This is a genomic window from Actinomyces mediterranea, from assembly GCF_900155595.1.
In the GTDB taxonomy this organism is placed as follows: domain Bacteria; phylum Actinomycetota; class Actinomycetes; order Actinomycetales; family Actinomycetaceae; genus Pauljensenia; species Pauljensenia mediterranea.
In genome coordinates this window covers 710,398-728,719 of the sequence record NZ_FTPB01000004.1, presented here as the reverse complement: position 1 = coordinate 728,719, position 18,322 = coordinate 710,398, and the positions used below count along the sequence as shown (strand labels likewise).

Sequence of the window (18,322 nt, the reverse complement as noted above, 5' to 3'; positions counted from 1 at the left end):
CCCCGGGCGACGCAGCGCCGGGCCTCTACGCTTGACGCATGACCACGCTCCCTCAGACGCTCATCGCCGCACTGCTCCTGCCCATGGAAGACGCCCAGTCGGGCGCCGGAGACGATGCCGTCGGCAACGCCCTCGACATCGCCTCGCTCCTCGGCGGGGGAGTCGTCGGCGCCCTCATCGCCTTCATCGGAGCCGCCCTCGTCTCCGCGGCACTCAGGCGCATGTTACGCAGGTGGGCGCCCGGGGCCGCCCTCGTCAAACGCGTCCGCACACCCCTGTACGTCACCTTCATGACGTGGGGGGCGTGGCTCGGCCTCGGCTGGATGCTCCAGGGCGCAGAACTCACCGGATGGGGGAACGCGACCCTCGTGCAGTCCTCCCTCCACGTGCTCCTCATCATCGCGATCGCCGCAATGACGTGGATCGCTTATGCGGCGGCGTGGGTATTCGAAGATGCTGCGAAGATGCGCTTGAGCGCCGACTATGGCCGGGCGCGGCGCTTTGAGACGCAGGCACAGGTTATCCGCAGGCTCATCCAAGTGATCGTCGCCATTATCGGCATCTGCGCGATCCTTGCGACCTTCGACGCCGCCCGCCAGGCGATGGGAACCCTTCTCGCCTCAGCTGGCCTCATCTCCGTCATCGCGGGCCTCGCCGCCCAGCAGACCCTCGGGAACGTCTTCGCGGGAATCCAACTCGCCTTCACGGACGCGATCCGGGTCGGCGATGTTGTCGTCGCCAACGACAAGGGCGAGTCCGGCGCAATCGAGGAGATCACGCTCAGCTACGTCGTTGTGAGGCTGTGGGACGAGCGCCGACTCATCATCCCCTCCACGTACTTCACGTCGACCGCCTTCGAGAACTGGACCCGTCGTGCCGCAGCGCAACTCGGAACGGTCGAACTGCACTTCGACTGGGCGGCACCCATGGCGCTCATCCGGCAAAAAGTCGAACAGCTCCTGTCTGCGACGGACCTGTGGGACGGGCGGACCTGGAACGTGCAGATGACGGCTTCGGACACGTCGACCGTCACTGTGCGCATCCTCGTATCGGCGACCAACTCGGGCAACCTGTGGGATCTGCGGTGCTACCTGCGCGAGAACCTCATTGCCTGGGTCGTTGACGAGGAACCGTGGGCGAGGCCGGCGAATCGCACACAGCCGCTCGAAGCTCTCTCCGTCCCTGAGGACCGCTCGCGGGAACGGGTCGCCGCCTTCGCCTCGGAACTGTCCCAGATCGCCGACGACGCCTCCGAAACCTCCATTGACGAGGACGGTATCACTGTCATGGAGGCCGCCCAAAACGCGCTGTCCGCCGGGGCGGACGATGATGCTGCCGCACACGCTGCACGCATGGTCGCAGCCAGGCGCAAGGCCAAGCGCGCCCGCAGGCGTGCACTGGCCGAGAGGATGCGCGACCTCGCAGAGGGCAAGCCCACTGAAGAGCACGGGGCACGGACCCAAGTGATGACCAGGAGCACCCTCGACAGGGTCGTCTCCGCCTCCTCGCCCGCCTGTGGAACAGACTCCGAAACCCGGATCGCCCAGCGAGTCGGCGCCCCCCTGCAGGAGACGCGGACCATGACGCTGCCGACAGTGACCAGCGGCGGCAGGGGAGAGCGCCTCTACTCCGGCTCGCCCGACGCGGAGGAGCGCTCCGAGATCTTCGCCGGCCCCGGCGAGGAGGCTCTCGCCGAGCGTGAGGCGTTGGCGAAGAAACGAGAAGAAGACGCACGCGGACGGCGCGAGGAGGACACGGACAAGGAATAGCCGGGCCGCGTATCGCCGGAGTCCACCATGGGGTCCCGGTGGCGGCACAGGATGGGATGGGGTGAGAATCGACGTATGACTGAATTCCAGGCTCTCAACGACGCCGCCTCCCTCACGGACGCCCAGTGGCGCCGTATCCTCACCCCTATGCAGTACCACGTGCTACGAGAAGCGGGCACCGAACGCCCCTTCACAGGCGAACTCCTCAACGAGGACCGTCCCGGCGCCTACCATTGTGCGGCCTGCGGCGCCGAGCTCTTCGACGCGACCGCGAAGTTCGAGTCCCACTGCGGGTGGCCGAGCTTCTACCAGTCCAAGGACGCCTCCACCACCGAGTCGGAGGACACGTCGCACGGCATGATCCGCACCGAGGTGCGTTGCGCGAATTGCGGCTCCCACCTCGGCCACGTCTTCCCCGATGCCCCCGACCAGCCGACCGGTCGCCGCTACTGCATGAATTCTGCGGCGCTCACCTTCATCCCCACCCAGGAGTAGTCCATGCGGCTCGCGGACCGTGTCCCCGCGCAGCTCTTCATCGTCGGATCCGCGCTCATCCAATACGTGGGTGCGGGCCTGGCTGTCGGCCTGTTCTCCCGCATCGAACCGGCATCGGTCGCCTGGTGGAGGGTCCTGACCGCTGCCCTCATCTTGCTCGCCTGGCGCCGACCATGGCGCGAGGCGTGGGGCAGGCGCGACTGTGTCGGGTCCATGATCTTCGGCGCGTTCATCATCACCCTCAACGCCTGTTTCTACGAGGCGATCATGCGTCTGCCCCTCGGCGTCGCAGTCTCCCTCGAATTCCTCGGACCCGTATCGGTTGCAGTCATACGAGGGCGGGGCTGGGAGCCGCGCATCGCGGCGCTCCTCGCCTTCGCAGGCGTCGCCTCCATCGGCGGACTCGGCCTCGACATCCACGAGCCCGGCACGATCACGGGAATCGCCTGGATCCTCGCCGCGGCCGCCGCATGGGCGGGCTATATTCTCATCGGGCAGGCGATCGCGTCGAAACGCTCAGCGGTCACCAACTTGTCCGCATCCCTCGGTTTCGCCTCGCTCCTATCCGCGCCGTTGCTCGCCCCCGCGGGGATCGCCGCAGTGGGCTCGTGGAATGTGCTGGGAACGCTCATCATTATCGGCATTGTGTCGACCGTCATCCCTTTCACCCTTGAGGCCATGGCGATGGCTCGCCTCAGTGCAGCGACTTTCGCGCTCTTCACAGCACTGCTGCCCGCCACCTCCGCCCTCGTCGGAGCGGTGATGCTCGCGCAGGTCCCCACCCCTGGCGAACTCGTCGGCCTCGTCCTCATCTCGATCGCGGTATGGATCGCGTCGGCGCCACCGAAACCGCGGCATCGGCCCGCCGACCTCGTCTCATAACAGTGCGTGCGCGTCACTCCTCGATGGGCAGGCGCGACCTATGAGTGCTCTGGCCGCCGCGGGCGATCAGCCAGAACGCCGCCCACGCGCCGAGCGAGCCGACGATCATGACGAGCACCATGGGGACGGCGGTCTGTCCGTCGCCAGAGGTCGCGAGTGGAGAGGCGATGGAATTCGCGAGCGCCTGCGTGAGCCCCTGCACCGCAGACGCGGTCCCGGCGTGTTCGCGGGCCTCGCCCAGGGCGAGAGCGGAGGCGTTGCCGAAGATGAAGGCGTTCGCCGCCATGATGAAGGAGAAGCCGACACAGGTGGGAATGAGGGGCAGAGTCCACGCGAAGGTCGACAGGGCAAGGATGATGACGCCCACCGCAGCGAGGCTCATGCCCAAGAGGATGAGCCTACGGGGCTCGTAGCGCCCGATGAGCCGCACATTTACCAGGGCCAGTAGCGTCGACAGGAGGGCATTGCCCCCGAAGATCCACGAGAATGTGATGGCGGACAGGCCGAGCTGCTCTTGGAGGACATAGGACGAGTTCGACACGTAGCCGAACATGCAAAAACTCGTGAAGGAGCTCGTCAGCATGAAGCCGACGAAGAGCCGGATCCGCATGACGTGACCGATGCCGGACACGAAGCGAGACAGGCCGCCGCCACGGCGCCGCTCAGCGGGAAGGGATTCGGGGGCATAACGCCACGCGGCGAGAACCATGATGACGGTGAACCCGTGAGGAACCAGAAGATCATGCGCCACGACGCGTAGGTGACGACGAGGCCGCCGATGACGGGGGCGATCATGGGGGCGAGCCCGCCGATCGCCTGAAGCAGCGACATGGCGCGGGCCAGCAGGTGGCCGTGTGCAACGTCAACGAGGATGGCGCGTCCGACGGCGGAGGCGACACCGCCGCCGAAGCCCTGGAAGAAACGGCCGATGAGGAGGACGGCGCTGCTCGGGGAGGACGCGCAGATGATCGAACCGATCACCGCGATGAGGCCTCCGGCGATCATCGGGCGGCGGCGTCCGATCTGATCCGATAGGGCTCCGCCTGCGATCTGACCGGCACCGAAACCGATGAAGAAGGTGGTGAGCGTGAACCCGACGAGAGTAGCCGTGGTCGCCAGATCGGCGGTGATATTCGGGAAGGACGGCGAGTACATGTCCGTCGCCAACGGGGGCACGGCGTTCTGCAGGGCGAGCGTTGCAAGGAGCATCGTGGTGAGTGCTCCGCCGACGATACTCGAGGACGAGCGCTCGTCGGGTGCCTCAGCGGAGTCGAATGCAGCGGTGGCACCCGGGGATGGTTCGGTGCTGGTGCTCATGTGCTCTCTGTCGGTGATGTGTGAGGTGGCGCGTGCCCGCAGCCGGGGCATGTTGAAGGGCATGCCGACGACAGTGTGGGAGTCCGCGATGGAGGAATGGTTTCAGGGTACGCATTCGCTGCGGTGCCTCGTAAGCCGCAAAATGTGAGATTCTTTGCGCTGGGCGTGGGGCTAACCGGCGAGGAGCGCATCCGCTGCGGCTTCGATTTCGTCGCGACTCGGACAGGTGGCGGGGCCGACCCTGGTCGACGCGAGAGCGCCCGCACAATTGGCGAGGACGAGCGCCCGTTCAAGGGGAACCCCCTCGACGAGGGCGGCCGCCAGCACCCCGGAATGAGCGTCACCGGCGCCATTCGTATCCACGACGCTCACCGTCGGAGTCGGGATGTACAGCGGGCACGACTCCCCAGGGGTCCACAGCCACGCGCCCGCCGCCCCCGCCCGCACCAGCACCGCGGAGGCGAAGCACTCGCCGAGTGCACTCGCGGACAGCGCCGGGCGCGGCTCCCCGTGAGCGGTCGACTCAGTGCGGGCCGCTGCGTCGAGGCCGAGGCGGCTCAAGAGGATTAGCGCTTCGCGCTCATTCATTGACCACAGGGGGCGCAAGGGGGTGAGCATGAGCAGGTCAGCGAGATCGACGGACTCCACCATTGGCGACACGTCCACAATGACGCGCGCACCGGCGAGAAGGTCCTGTGCGGCGACAGCTCTCAGCGCCCCAACATTCGCAGGATGAGCGAGTGCATAGCCGTCGATATAGACGACATCCGAAGGGCGCATGCGGGTGCGGGCGAAGGCGGCCCACGCGTCGGCGGGGACAAGGGTCTCCGCACCGCGGGTCGACACGAAAGTCCGCTCACCCGATGCGTCGGTGAGCGCCACGCAATAGCCTGAGTCAATGCCGGTGAGGTGCGGCCCCGCGTCGTCGACCCCGATACTTTCCAGGTCGGCGGTGATGATCCGGGCGAAACCGCTGTCTCCGACACCGGAGAGGCTCACCGTTTTGGCGCCCATCCGCGTCGCCGCATACAAAGCGTTGAAACCGCCGCCCGTGTGCATCCCCGCATCCTCGGCGAAGACATCGGAGCCGGGGGAGGGAATCGCGTCGAGGCGCAGCGCGAGATCGACGATGACCTGCCCGAGCAGGATGACGCGGCCCAGACGATCCCCTTCGCTCACTGGACGGCCGGATCGGCTCACGGCTGCGCCTTTCTTCGCCTCGGGCGCAGTCCGGCGCAGGGCGAGCAGAGCATCGACGGGCGCCGATAGGTCGATCCCGTTGACGCCCTCGATGAGCGTCCTCGCGTCGGGGCCCGCGATGCCGGGGCCGATGCAGGCGCCGAGGATGGCTCCCGCGATCGCTCCGATCGTGTCCGTGTCCCCTCCGAGATTCGCCGCACCGAGCAGAGCGTCGAAGGGTCTGTCACAGTAGCGGTCGGCGAGGGCGAATGCTGCGGGGATCGACTCTGAGGATTCGACACTTGTCCCGATTTCTGCGCGCAGCAGGTCGAGGAAGTCATCGTCGCTCATGTCGTCGGCGCGGGCCGTGGACGAGTGGGCGAGGGCCGCCCTCGTCGTGGCGACAACACTGGCCCTGCCGGTCCACGTCCCCTGGGGTTCCAGTGACGCCACGAGTTCCAGCGCCCCGCGCAGGGCGTCGCGCACCCCCGCCCCGTCGATGCCGAGGGACACCGTCGCTGCGACGAGCGCCGCCGACTCGAAGCCCTGATGCGTCGAGTGGGTGACGCGGCACGAATCGAGGACGCGCATCGTGAAGGACTCACGATCCGCTGTGGAGGTCGCGATTCCGACGGGGGCGACCCTCATTGCGGCGCCATTGGTCGTACCCGTGCGCCCAGTCGTTGCGGGGTCCGCCCCCGAGCGGACCTGTTCGAGGGCGAGTTTCGTTGACGGGCCGAGCAGGTCGAGGGAGCCGCGCGCGATCATTGCCGCCTCCCACTCAAGGAGGGCGTGCGCCAATGCTGCGGGGTCAATCGTCCCGTCGCCGCAGATCAGCAGGTCTGCGACGAGGAGTGCCTGCTCCGTGTCGTCAGTGATGTGCCCGGCGGGCAGGTTCGGCGCGTAAGGCTGGGATGCGGATGCATCGCGAAAACCGGTGATGGAGCCGTATTCGGAGCGGATCTGCTCGGGCGACATGGACTGGGTCGGCATGCCGAGGGCGTCCCCGGCGGCGAGCCCGACGAGGGCGCCCACAGCCCGCTCGGTGCTCGTCAGCGCGGTCTCGGTGGAGGGTGCATCATCGCTCATAGGCTCTATTATGATTATGAGTTCGCCGACGCGGGGAGTGATGATGGTTGACGGTGCTGGTAGGCCCAGGGGGACTCGAACCCCCAACCCACGGATTAAAAGTCCGCTGCTCTACCATTGAGCTATAGGCCCGCGGCGTTTGCGCCACCGCTGGACAATACCACCAGCATGCGACACGCCGCATCCCTAGTGTAAGAGGACGGCGCTTCAATGGCCCAATCCCGTGTCCCCCGTCGGCCAGCAATGCTGTCGCCGATGCGAGCCGAGGCCCTCGTCGGCGACGAGGACCCCGCAGCGGCCTCCGCTGTCGCCCACACCAGCGCGTGGGCGCTCATGGGCGTCCCCGATGATGAATTCGGGCCCGAGATGGTCGAGCGCCTCCGCGCCCTCGTTGAGCGGGAGGGCGTCGACGCGGTCGCCCACCTATGGTCTTCCAGCCCCGACTTCACACTCCCCGGAGCCTTCTGGCGACTCTACCTGCTCCTCCAGTGGTTCGACCGCGACCCCGCCCTCGTCCACAGCCGCTACGAGGACGGTGAGCGCGCTGCGATCATCCCCGGACTGGAGCACCCCGTCGACGTGCGCCCCCTCGATTCCGTCATGGACGAGGTGGCCGCACTCTTGCGCGGGACCCTCACCGATGACGACCTCCAGAGTGTCCTCGCAGATGCGTCGCGCGCCATGAGGATCCTCGCAGCGGGGGAGGGCGGTGGGGCATCGTGGATCACCGACCCGAACGATCCTCTCGCGCACGCGGTGACGATGCGCGCCCATGCGCTGCTGAGGACCGCTGAGGACTTGGACCTCGCCGCGCGGGAGGCAGCGGTAGGGAACCTGGATTGAGTGCCGCAGAGGGCTCTCACTTCAGGATTGGGGAGTGTTGGTGTGTGGGGCGAGGTCGCGAGGTGCTGATGTCGGGGAGGGGCGGAGTCGCAGGCGCGATGACGCCATTGGAATAGGTCCCGAGGGTGGGCGCGAAGCCCCCGAGATCCGGGTGCTCCGGAGGAACGATGTCGACCCCCGGGTGCCTTGAATGAGAAAGGACACGTCCAAGACATCGAAGGTGAACCCGTCTGAGTCCCAGCTATCGGGGAGCCGTCGAGCGGCGGGGAGCGACCCGGCAGCCTAAGATCGACAGTAGACGCGCCCGCAGCGGCGGTGGAAGCGGCTGCAATCGCGCTGAGGGTTTAACCCCATGGATGGGGCGGAGCGCCCTCGTCGCCCAGGACCGCGCCAAGCGACCCGACATTGAGGAAGTGACCCCGAATGTCCGACTCCCCGACCTTCTCCTCCCCCGATGGCTCTTGGCCGGGACCGGCCATCCCCGAGGATGCAGTCGCCCCGGAGGTGGGCGAGGCAACCGCAGTGGAGGTGGCGCGAGCCGATGAGATGCTTGTCCCTGCGGACCGGGCGGGACTGGTCGGCGTCGAGCATGAGGACTCCGAATACGACGACGACCCGATACCGGCGCAGATGGTACTGCCTGCCCTTGCTACCCACATCGACGCCTCAGCCCCGCTCGGCGAGGACGAGCCCCTGCCCAGGGGGCGCTTCGCCGACAGGGAGATCTCATGGATGGCGTTCAATCAGCGCGTCCTCGAACAATCCGAGGACGTGAACCTGCCACTGCTGGAGCGCGCGTGGTTCTCCGCGATTTTCTCCTCCAACCTCGATGAGTTCTACATGGTCCGAGTCGCCGGCCTCAAGCGTCGGATCGCCGCGGGCATCGCGAAGGCATCCGCATCCGGGCTGGAGCCCCGCCAAGTCCTCGAGGGGATCCAGGCGCGCGCCCGTGAACTCCTCGAGCGCCAAGCCGCCGCATTCCAGTCGGAGATCCTGCCGTCGCTGAATGCTTCGGGGATACGCCTGCGCCGCTGGGACGACCTCGGCGAGGAACAGCAGATGGAGCTCACCCGCTACTTCAGGCGCCAGATCTTCCCCGTCCTCACGCCTCTCGCCGTCGACCCCTCCCACCCTTTCCCCTATATCTCCGGCCTGTCGCTGAACCTCGCCGTCGTCGTGCGCAACCCACTGACCGACAAGCTGCACTTCGCGCGCGTCAAGGTCCCCCAGTCGCTGCCGCGCCTCATCAATGTGGAGACGGCGGGCAAGACGGGCATCGGGTCAGTGGAAGACATTGTCGGCACTGAAAAGGGTGCCACCTTCGTGACCCTGGAAGACGTGGTGCGCGCACACCTCGACCACCTGTTCCCGGGGGTGGAGATCGTCGAGGCCCACGGCTTCCGCGTCACCCGCAATGAGGACCTCGAAGTGGAAGAGGACGATGCGGAGAACTTGCTGACCGCCATGGAGGAGGAGCTCCTCAGGCGCCGCTTCGGTCCCGTCGTCCGCCTTGAAGTGGAAGAGACGATTACGCCCTTCGTCCGTGAATTCCTCGTGGAGAAGCTGGAGATCGCTCCGGCGGATGTCATCGCACTGCCCGCGCCGCTCGATCTCACGCTGTGCAATGAACTGCACGATCTCGACCTCGCCGACCTCAAGTACCCGAAGTACGTCCCGGTCACCGCAGCGGGACTGGCAGAGTTCGAGTCGGCGCGCGCGGGCGATATCTTCGCCAAGATCCGCAGCCACGACGTTCTTCTCCACCACCCCTACGATTCTTTTGCGACTTCGGTTCAGGCGTTCATCACGCAGGCGGCGCGCGATCCGAATGTCTTGGCGATGAAGCAGACCCTGTACCGCACCTCCGGGGATTCGCCGATCGTGTCGGCCCTCATCGAGGCAGCGCAATCGGGCAAACAGGTCGTCGCGATCGTGGAGATCAAGGCGCGCTTCGATGAGGAGGCGAATATCGGCTGGGCCCGCAAACTGGAGAGGGCGGGCGTCCACGTCGTCTACGGCATGGTCGGTTTGAAGACGCACTGCAAGCTCGCCCTCGTCGTGCGCCAAGAGACCGATGGCCTGCGCCGCTACTGTCACGTCGGCACCGGCAACTACCATCCGAAGACGGCGCGCGGATATGAGGACTTGGGTCTGCTCACCTGTGATCCTGAGGTGGCGCAGGATATGACGCGCCTATTCAATCAGCTCTCCGGTTACGCGCCGCGCTCGACATTCCACCGCCTGCTCGTGGCGCCTCTGTCGATCCGGGACGGCCTCATTCAGAGGATCAACGGCCAGATCGCCCGGAAGAAGGCGGGTGAGGATGCATGGATTGGCATTAAGGTCAATTCCGCCGTTGACGAGGCTGTCATTGACGCCCTCTATCGGGCGTCCCAGGCGGGCGTTCGCGTCGATGCTCTGGTGCGCGGCATTTGTGCGATTCGGGCGGGGGTGCCGGGCCTATCGGAGAATATCCGGGTCCGTTCGATCCTCGGTCGCTTCTTGGAGCACTCCCGGATCTACGCTTTCGGGCCCGAGGGAGCAGAGGAGGTGTGGATCGGCTCGGCCGACCTCATGCACCGCAATCTCGATCGAAGGGTTGAGGCCCTGGTGAGGATCAAAGACGAGACGCAGATCGCGTATCTGGCGGGACTCGTGCGCCGCGGAGTGTCCGAGGGGACGTCCTCGTGGGCATTGAAGAAGAACGGCAAGTGGAAGCGCAACCAGTTCGCGAAGGACGGCTCCCCCTTGGTGGATGTGCAATCCGAATTGATGGACGAGGCCTCCTCCCGGGTTGTCGGAAGGTAGGCCCCGCCCAGATCAGCGCAGCGCGGGGTCAACGCAGAGAGACCGCTTCCGTGTTCTCTTCGTCCGCCGACGCTTCGGCGCTCGGCTTCGGCACTCCCAAGAGTTTGGCGTTTAGGCGCGCCACGGTGCGGATCGTCAGCAGCTGCAGGAAGAAGACGAGGGCGAGCAGCACCATGTGCGTGACGGAGAACTTCTCAAGGACTCCCGAGCCCACCAGGCCGCGGCCGATGAAGAACTGAGAGAGGACGATGAGGGCGACCCCGGGGCATATGAGGCCGTACGCGGGGATGGACCGACCCGGGCCGCTCACGAACTGGGAGAAGTAGCCCTGGCGGCGCATGACCGCCCAGCCGAAGAGGCCGACGATGAGCTGCAGGGCGACGATGGCGCCGAAGAAGACGAGCCATACGATGCCCGGGATATCGGAGTGCAACACATTGTGGGCGAGTCCGCTGCTCACGCGGATTCCGGCGATGCCGAAGAGGGTGAGAATCGGGATCGCGAGCCACAGGGTTGGGCCGGCTTCGCGGGCCATTCCATGACGAAGCATCGCGCCGAAACTGACGGGCATCTTCACGAATCCCCACAGCGCGGCTGCAGCGAGGAAGAGGGCGGTCCCGGCGGCGCCGATGAGGGATGTGACCAGGGTCTGGCTCATGGCCGCCGATGAGGAGAAGCCGACGCCGATCATTGCGAAGGCGAATGAGGGCAGAACCTGGCTGAAGTGGTTGGTGTCGTCGACGTTGAAGGATCCGTCGGACAGGATCCGATTGATGTATCGGCCGAAGAGCATGAAGGCGTACGCCCCGATGGCGCTATTCACGGCGAGCGCGAAAGGGAACAGCCATTCCTTGACATCCCACAGGCCGGGGACGGTGAGTGCTCCGAGGACGAAGAGCACACTGACGGTCATCGACAGGGTCAGCGGCACTGCCATGAGTTGGACCTCCGCATTGGAGGAGATCAGTGCCGTGTAGTCGGGCGTGCGGGTGAAGCGCCGGTAGGCGGCGATATTCGCGATCAGCAGCTGCACGTGGCGGACGGCGAAGTAGGCGATGGCCAGCAGCGTCACCACCATGAGGACGTTCGCCGTCACATTGCCTTTGGCGAATTGTGCAGTGAGCGAGTCGAAGGTGGGGATGGGAGTGTTGGGGTGGGGGACGAGGAACATCAAGTACATGAAGAACGAGATGCTGAGGCCGCCCATGCCCAGTGCGGATAGGAAGTACAGCGGGCGGTAATTCTCACTGAAGTGGGTGATCATGCGTGGTCCAACCTCTCGTAAGTGAATGTTCACGAAAGGCTAGAGGATACCCCTGGGGGTATGCAACTGGTGGGAGTGGGATCGCGTGGGTGTGCGAGTTTCCCCCGGCAGGGGCGTCACTCGGCGGGGGAGTCGGGCTCTATATCGACGACCTCCGGGGCCTCAGGGGTGATGTCCGTGCGCTCGATGTCGATGGTGACTTTCGTGACGAGGGCGGTGATCGCTCCGACCGCTGCGAGTGTGGGCGCCGCGAGGACGGCGAGGCCGCCGACCGCCGCACCGACATTCATGGGGACGGAGAACAATTCGCGCCCATTGTCGTCGCGCAGGATGATCCGGCGTACGGAGCCGTCCTTGAGGAGCTGCTTGACTGCTGCAACGACTTGGTCGCCGGCAACGTCGATACGTTCGGAGAAGGAGGGGTTCGGGTTCTCGGTGGTCATGGCTGCTCCTTGGGGGTGGTGTGGCGCAGGTTCAGCGCCGTCTTTGATTCAAGCATCAACGCGTGCCCGGCGCAGTGAGGATTCCCCCTGATTGTTCCCGGATCTCAATCCCTTCCGATTCCGCAATGCGGTAGTCATGATGCTGGGGCACCGGTGGAAAATCGTCGGTTCGCCCTGAATACCTGCGGGTTGCCGTCCTGTGCCATCAGGTGCGTTCATTCGAACAAGGCTACAGCAATTGATGCTCGAGTCCTCACGCGCCGATCGGCCTCGCAACTCCGGGCGCGCTGACAGCTAACTGGGTTTCAACGACTCGTTGGACTCCGGCGATTATGTCGCTGAATTCTCGCGACGAAGAGGGGAGTCGCATAATCGCTGACGATGGAGTGATGACATGCCGCAACACTTCGACCAAGCGCTGATTACTGCCGGTTGCCTGGCTGTAGAAACGGGCGGTGACGAATTCATCGCGTCCCAGTGCGCTAGGAAAGAAGTAACCAGAGTCCAATCTTCATCCTGCCTGCGCGGCAAACTGAGAGAAGAACACGAACTGCGATCTGGTGTTCCCCTCTCGAATAACTTCCGTTGTTTCAGCACCGCTTCCTGCAGGCCAATGGTGATAAGGGGTCGATGCGCGTCGTGAGCACAACCCCATTATCAGAGTGAAGGTCAAGAACGGGGATTAAGATTGATCGTCATTTATTCTGGTAGTCGTGACCACGATATTGGAAGTGTTGAATATGCTGTTTGGATTTGTTGCTAATTCCCTCTGATAAACTTGGCGCACAAATGTGGGGGTTGTGTAACGCGCTGGGAATCAGTCACCCTTCCCTCTGATAAACTTGATGGTCGAGGCACCGACATTCGGGATGAGCTGGGAATCAGTCACCCTTCCCTCTGATAAACTTGATCGGAATCGGCCCCCCACGCCAGGCGGGCTGGGAATCAGTCACCCTTCCCTCTGATAAACTTGCGAAGCCGCGCCCAGCGCCACTGACATAGCTGGGAATCAGTCACCCTTCCCTCTGATAAACTTGGGACTACAATCGTGGACGTCAATCGAACGCTGGGAATCAGTCACCCTTCCCTCTGATAAACTTGATTTCCTCGGTCTGGAAATTGACCAGTCGCTGGGAATCAGTCACCCTTCCCTCTGATAAACTTGAACAGCGACAACCATGAGGCTCAGGCTGGCTGGGAATCAGTCACCCTTCCCTCTGATAAACTTGGCAGTGCGTGTAGGCGCACAATTCGATGGCTGGGAATCAGTCACCCTTCCCTCTGATAAACTTGGGTGAGGACGTACACCTCACCTTGGATAGCTGGGAATCAGTCACCCTTCCCTCTGATAAACTTGTGCTTCCAGGTCAAAGTCTTCGGCGAATGCTGGGAATCAGTCACCCTTCCCTCTGATAAACTTGGCGAGGGAAGGGTTTTCCGCAGGATTTCAACGGTTTTGAGCGGTCCGGGGTTAGAAAATCATCAACTGTTCGGGCTTCGGCTCCGTTGATTGGGGCTTCGCGTTGTCAAAACGAAGCCCCGTCGCCCACTGTCGGTCTGTCAGGGCGAGGACCCGTACCTGTCCTCCAGGCGGAAGCCATCGCTTGATGGCGGAGATGGTCGCGGCGTCTTGACCGCCCGTCGGCCAATACTTGACGTATACGGAGAACTGAACCATGGAGAAGCCCCAGTCCAATAGTGACTGGCGAAACCTGGTCGCTTCGCGACGTTGAGTCTTCGTTTCAACCGGTAAGTCGAACATCACCAAGCACCACATCGCGTCGTCCGCCATCGTCTTACGACTCCATGATGAAGGGGCCGCGCCACACAGGCGGGTCGAGGCGTTGAATGTCACCCTCGACGTAGCGCCCGAATTGTTGGGCGAACGACTCGACCACAGCGGGGACATGCAGCCCGTCTTCGTTGAAACGCTGGGTTGCTGCAGCGACAAGTGCACGTTTGACGTCGGGATCTGACGGCGAGGCATCCGATGGGAGTCCCAACACCGCATCGTCGATGCACGGGCGGAATGGCTCGATCAGATCGTCTGCAAGTGCGAAGACGTTGCTGCGTCCACGGTGGAAGATGCCGAGCGAACCATTGAGCCCCGTTGCAATCACCGAGCGCATGACCAGTCCGCGAAGAACGGTGTATCCATAGTCCAGACACGGATTGTGCCCGAGCAACTCGCCCGATCCGGGAAGACGCTTGTCTTTCCGCCCGAAGAAGCGCTGCCAGTACAGGCGAGCAGCCTGAGCCTCAATGTTCATCGGATCCCCCGAGCGCACTTCATCAGCGAGGGCGAGTAGCTCTCCACCGCCGGGAATCTCAGCGCGCTTGAGCACCTCAGCCTGTCCAAGGACTTTCGCACGAACGATACGCCCCCAAGCATTCTTCTTCCGGGGAAGTGTGAGCTCGGCTTGTGCCCGATGCCGCGCCCCTACACGTCCATGATCTGACCACGAATACGCACCGCCCTCAGGAATGCCGCGCCAGTCGCAAAACAAGACGGCGACATCCGCTTCGCACAGCCGATGTAGAACGGCCGCACTCAATGACACGTGCATCCCGATGAGTACAACCGCGAGATCGGCCACGGGTACCACCATTGGATCGCCGGAGTCAGGAATGATCTCGATGCCTCCGCGAACAGACTTAAGGCCGCCCTCAAAGTTCGAGAAGTCTACGATGCGCCACTGAGAAGCCAACGCCAATCGCCTCAAATCAATGGTTGTGACAACGGAAGAGTCGACGTGCGCCGATAGCGGGGGCGTCCCAGAGCATCTCTGCGAACAACATGAACGCTCCCTGACTTGAGGACAGCATTGACGGCTGGGCGCCACCCCTGGCCTGCGATGATCTCTTTGATCCCCGCGCTCGCGTCGTCCGGCATCCCCTCTGAGGCGAGGGCGAGTGGACGCAGTCGAAGCCTCGCCAGACCTGGAAAACCCGCCACTCGCCAACTCTGGCACATCGGGTATGCGGAGAAGAACTCGCCGATTGCCGCAGAGGTGAACGCCGACGAATCAATCCTGAGTTCATCGCCTTCGACGAGCCAACCGATTTGGGTGGCTGTTCCATCTTCAAGCGCCCTCCGAATCTTCTGTTCGGCCGTGCGAATCGAGATCGTGGAAGGCGAAAGCTCGACGGTGAAAAGATCCTCATTGCGATGCTTCACCAAATCGACTTGGTAAACGCGGACCATCGCATATGTCGTCTTCTTCCCCTCGATCCGGAAGATACGCGCATGATGGATAGAGGCTCCCAACTGCGCATACCCACCCCGCACAGCAATGCATGCGGCATCCGTGTCGAAGAATGAGACGTCCTCGCTCGCACGAATGTGGCGCCCATTAACGACGATTTCCCGGTTCTCGTCAGCGGGTAGTCCCTGCTGATCATCGAAGTCGGGCAGACGAGTGAGGGCTGTCCACAAAGCGGGTGTCGATGCTCTGTCGACGAGATCAACGGGCATAGCAGAGCTGAGTGCGACGCGGGTTAACGGAGAGATCGTCGCTTCGTGCATTGCCCCACTGCCCTGACGAAGACGAATGTTCTCCACAATGGGGATCGCATCTTCAGTCAATGCGATGTTGAACAGGTCAGATGCGCGTCGCATTGCGTCATCCCATAGTGACCACTGTCGGCGAGCCTCCTCAGTGGTGCCCGTGAAGGACTTCCACGTCTCAGGCTCGCGCGTGATCCGCTGAGAATCGCGGAGGTTCGTTCGCAATGCGAGGGACGCAGCAACAGAACGGTTCATGAGAGCGATGGTCAAAGCATCCATCGCATGATGTCGCCGATCGAATCGCGTCTTGCCTCCTGTACCAATGAGGTTGACCCTCCGCTCTAAACCGCTTGCCTTACGGGCCTCGGCAGTGAGAGAACCCCGGTAAACAGCAACATCGACGAGCCGATCATGTGCGTTGAAGTGCTGGTCGATACGATTGCGCAGTTCATTGGCCATCCATGCGACCGACTCGAGTGACCTGCCGTCGAACTCCTCATCCTGTGTCGTCGTCCTTAAACGACGAATGACCTCATTCTGGAATCTCTTGTGATCCCGAGCTGATACTCCCTCGTCGCGGAGCCAGTGACGCACGCGCTGCTCAGCCTCCTTCAGGGAAACCTCAGGACGGGAATCAGTCGCCGCCCACACGGCGAAGGGCATTTTGCTCTTCGTGTGGTTGCATGTGCGGCACACTGCAGCGAGGTTCATCCGCGTGTTCGTCGAACCCGATCCGGCGCGGGGAACGATATGATCCATCTCCGCAGTATCGAATGTGATCATGCAGCCGCAGTACAGGCATTGGCCGTTCTGACGCTGCAGAGCCTGATAGCGGATGAGGTCGCTGCGCCTGGGCCGACCCGACAGGCCGAGCTGCTCATGCATCTTCGTGAACATGCGCTGGTTGCGCTTGAAACGTGTTTCGTTGTCACGCATTGCTTCTCGAACAGCGCGTTCGCTTCCCAACGCATGCCGCACGTGCTCGATGTTGATCGCCTGAGGAGGTCCCCACTGGCGTTCGACGCCGGACAGCCATCGAGCGACCTGTTTCGTCACACGGTCAACCGCAGGATTGCCAACGGGGGCTCCGATTGGATCGGCTGGCGGTCTCCATGAGTCGTCAACGTTGAACACGGCTTTGCGGGCCTCATGAAGGTCAGCACCATTCGCCAACATGTATTCACTCAGACGCCTCATGGAGTCGAGCGAATAGGCGGCTCGACCCGCCGGCAGGGAGATTGCATCGAGCTTCTCCTGATCCTGCTCAGACGCCTGTTCGAGGATCTCAGCGATCTCGTCATCAGCATCGGGGGTATCCTCTGAACCGCCGCTATTCGACAATGCGTCAACCATGCGACCCCGCTCGTCGGAAGATGCACTCGTCCACCAGTCGACGAGCCACGGAATCTTCGATGCCGCGATGGCTCTATCAGTGACGTTAATCGGGGGAGACGACAGCGCAGGAGAACCATCAGGACCGGGTGAAGCCGTGCCCCGCAGTGCTGAACGCTCAACACCGAGATTGTCAGCAATATCGCCCCACGTGGGAGTGTCACCAGCGCCCGTCACCTCTAAATAGTCGACGAGACCTCGGAGCTCATCAGGCGTCAGTCTTCGCTCTTCTCTGCCTTCTCTGATTCGAAGATTCGTCAAGACACCGACGATTCGGAAGAGTTGGAAGACAGGATGCGCTTTCTCTGCGCGAACGTGGTGGTGCTGGCCGGGCAGAGCATCTTTTCCTCGAAGGCCTTGTGCACTGCCTCGAGGAGACTTCGCATCGAAGACTGTTCGAATGAGCAGATCCCGTTCCTCATCATCGATGTCCTGCATCTCGGCGATGAGACGAATTTCCTGTGCATTGTCGGACTGGTGAAGTTTCCCGTTCAAGATGCCTTTAGGGCCGCGGATACGAGCAGTCGGGAAGGCGACGAAGAGCCGCGACATGAGCTCTCCCGGTGTGAGGTCGGGGTCGAGATTCTCACCGAGCTTCTCGCCGATGCGTTGATTCAACCCAGTAAGGAATTCGGACGGCTCTGTTGGGATGAGGAGGGATTCGACCTTCGAATAAGGGTTGCGCCATCCGCGGTGGCGGGCAATGTGACGCAGAGCGATCGAGATCGCTTCACGGCGTTCGACCTCGTCGGAGATGAACTCGTGGGTGAGTCGGGATCGCACATGCCACGGCGCACGGGGATCCTCAATGGACTCAAGATCGATCAACGGGTACTCGAGCCGTCTCAGCGTCTTATCGAGTTCGAAAAGACGAGTACGCCGACTCCTGTAGAGGCGTCGTGTTCGCCGAGCAACACCAGACACAGCCTTCCGGGTCTCGGCCTTTTTCGCTCCGGCTGGATCAATTCCAGAATCGTGCATGAACACCACCGAGTTGAGGAGGCGGAGGGGAGAGCCCGAGTCATCCACTTCTACCGCGCAGAAGCCTGTTGAGTGTGTTCCGACATCAATGCCGATTCGATAGATGGGATGAGGATTGTTGTCGTCGTTGATGGTCATGTTTCCAATCATGGCGCATTACTCGGACATTTGGGCGAAAACCGGGCCACTCAATCGAGTGGCCCGGTGGAGCATTCAGTTCCGCTAACGAGTCGGAACTTACTGAGAATCAGTCAGAATCAATGATAACGCGCCAGCGTCGTCCGCGGGCATGAACAACGGCGAATCATCGGATTGAATGCGGTCAAACGCCATCCCTGGTCCGCCGACACGC

Annotated in this window: 11 protein-coding genes, 1 tRNA gene, 1 pseudogene and 1 CRISPR repeat array; of the genes and pseudogenes, 5 read left to right on the top strand and 8 right to left on the bottom strand. The window is 63.1% G+C overall.

The genetic code is table 11. The annotated features are described in order from the left end of the window. Nucleotides 1-38 precede the first annotated feature (38 nt). The 3 genes from BQ7471_RS07260 (at nt 39) to BQ7471_RS07250 (ending at nt 3,146) form a co-directional block, all read left to right on the top strand. Nucleotides 39-1,769 (top strand): mechanosensitive ion channel family protein, encoded by a 1,731-nt coding sequence (locus BQ7471_RS07260; protein ID WP_076465256.1) that lies wholly within the window; start codon nt 39-41, stop codon nt 1,767-1,769. Nucleotides 1,770-1,844: 75 nt separating this feature from the next. Continuing rightward, complete coding sequence (msrB, locus tag BQ7471_RS07255; protein ID WP_076465254.1) at nt 1,845-2,264, top strand: peptide-methionine (R)-S-oxide reductase MsrB; 420 nt, start codon at nt 1,845-1,847, stop codon at nt 2,262-2,264. Nucleotides 2,265-2,267: 3 nt separating this feature from the next. Further along, nucleotides 2,268-3,146: an EamA family transporter gene (locus BQ7471_RS07250; protein ID WP_076465253.1), complete on the top strand. Its 879-nt coding sequence runs from the start codon at nt 2,268-2,270 to the stop codon at nt 3,144-3,146. A 13-nt stretch (nt 3,147-3,159) separates the two neighbouring features. On the opposite strand, the pseudogene BQ7471_RS07245 reads toward BQ7471_RS07250, so the two are convergent. The 3 genes and pseudogenes from BQ7471_RS07245 to BQ7471_RS07235 form a co-directional block, all read right to left on the bottom strand. After that, nucleotides 3,160-4,355 (bottom strand): annotated as a pseudogene (locus BQ7471_RS07245) (multidrug effflux MFS transporter). Nucleotides 4,356-4,634: 279 nt separating this feature from the next. Then, nucleotides 4,635-6,731 carry a PfkB family carbohydrate kinase gene (locus BQ7471_RS07240; protein ID WP_076465251.1) on the bottom strand — a complete coding sequence of 699 codons (2,097 nt, stop codon included), beginning with the start codon at nt 6,729-6,731 and terminating at the stop codon, nt 4,635-4,637. A 57-nt stretch (nt 6,732-6,788) separates the two neighbouring features. Continuing rightward, a tRNA-Lys gene (locus tag BQ7471_RS07235) sits at nt 6,789-6,863 on the bottom strand. A 78-nt stretch (nt 6,864-6,941) separates the two neighbouring features. Between BQ7471_RS07235 and BQ7471_RS07230 the strand changes: the two genes are divergently transcribed. Next, nucleotides 6,942-7,574, top strand: a complete 633-nt coding sequence (locus BQ7471_RS07230; RefSeq protein WP_076465250.1) for a hypothetical protein — start codon at nt 6,942-6,944, stop codon at nt 7,572-7,574. A gap of 423 nt (nt 7,575-7,997) precedes the next feature. Further along, the gene (locus tag BQ7471_RS07225) at nt 7,998-10,382 is read left to right on the top strand and encodes an RNA degradosome polyphosphate kinase (protein ID WP_076465248.1); all 2,385 of its coding nucleotides are present in this window, start codon (nt 7,998-8,000) and stop codon (nt 10,380-10,382) included. 28 nt (nt 10,383-10,410) lie between these two features. On the opposite strand, the gene BQ7471_RS07220 is transcribed toward BQ7471_RS07225, so the two are convergent. From BQ7471_RS07220 to cas9, 5 genes are all read right to left on the bottom strand, one after another. After that, nucleotides 10,411-11,646 (bottom strand): TsoY family (seleno)protein, encoded by a 1,236-nt coding sequence (locus tag BQ7471_RS07220; RefSeq protein WP_076465246.1) that lies wholly within the window; start codon nt 11,644-11,646, stop codon nt 10,411-10,413. 116 nt (nt 11,647-11,762) lie between these two features. After that, complete coding sequence (locus BQ7471_RS07215; RefSeq protein WP_076465245.1) at nt 11,763-12,089, bottom strand: DUF4342 domain-containing protein; 327 nt, start codon at nt 12,087-12,089, stop codon at nt 11,763-11,765. 809 nt (nt 12,090-12,898) lie between these two features. After that, a CRISPR array of direct repeats spans nt 12,899-13,510; the repeat unit is 36 nt; unit sequence GCTGGGAATCAGTCACCCTTCCCTCTGATAAACTTG. Nucleotides 13,511-13,560: 50 nt separating this feature from the next. Beyond that, nucleotides 13,561-13,881 (bottom strand): CRISPR-associated endonuclease Cas2, encoded by a 321-nt coding sequence (gene cas2 / locus BQ7471_RS07210; protein ID WP_076465243.1) that lies wholly within the window; start codon nt 13,879-13,881, stop codon nt 13,561-13,563. A 4-nt stretch (nt 13,882-13,885) separates the two neighbouring features. Further along, nucleotides 13,886-14,797, bottom strand: a complete 912-nt coding sequence (gene cas1, locus BQ7471_RS07205) for a type II CRISPR-associated endonuclease Cas1 (RefSeq protein WP_076465241.1) — start codon at nt 14,795-14,797, stop codon at nt 13,886-13,888. Between the two features lie 11 nt (nt 14,798-14,808). Next, nucleotides 14,809-18,108 carry a type II CRISPR RNA-guided endonuclease Cas9 gene (gene cas9 / locus BQ7471_RS07200; RefSeq protein WP_076465240.1) on the bottom strand — a complete coding sequence of 1,100 codons (3,300 nt, stop codon included), beginning with the start codon at nt 18,106-18,108 and terminating at the stop codon, nt 14,809-14,811. Nucleotides 18,109-18,322 lie beyond the last annotated feature (214 nt).

Coding starts and splice junctions, on each gene's coding strand:
- BQ7471_RS07250 (WP_076465253.1), top strand. CDS start 2,268: ATGCGGCTCGCGGACCGTGTCCCCGCGCAGCTCTTCATCGTCGGATCC.
- BQ7471_RS07220 (WP_076465246.1), bottom strand. CDS start 11,646: ATGATCACCCACTTCAGTGAGAATTACCGCCCGCTGTACTTCCTATCC.
- BQ7471_RS07215 (WP_076465245.1), bottom strand. CDS start 12,089: ATGACCACCGAGAACCCGAACCCCTCCTTCTCCGAACGTATCGACGTT.
- BQ7471_RS07240 (WP_076465251.1), bottom strand. CDS start 6,731: ATGAGCGATGATGCACCCTCCACCGAGACCGCGCTGACGAGCACCGAG.
- cas9 (WP_076465240.1), bottom strand. CDS start 18,108: ATGACCATCAACGACGACAACAATCCTCATCCCATCTATCGAATCGGC.
- msrB (WP_076465254.1), top strand. CDS start 1,845: ATGACTGAATTCCAGGCTCTCAACGACGCCGCCTCCCTCACGGACGCC.
- cas2 (WP_076465243.1), bottom strand. CDS start 13,881: ATGGCGGACGACGCGATGTGGTGCTTGGTGATGTTCGACTTACCGGTT.
- BQ7471_RS07260 (WP_076465256.1), top strand. CDS start 39: ATGACCACGCTCCCTCAGACGCTCATCGCCGCACTGCTCCTGCCCATG.
- BQ7471_RS07225 (WP_076465248.1), top strand. CDS start 7,998: ATGTCCGACTCCCCGACCTTCTCCTCCCCCGATGGCTCTTGGCCGGGA.
- BQ7471_RS07230 (WP_076465250.1), top strand. CDS start 6,942: ATGGCCCAATCCCGTGTCCCCCGTCGGCCAGCAATGCTGTCGCCGATG.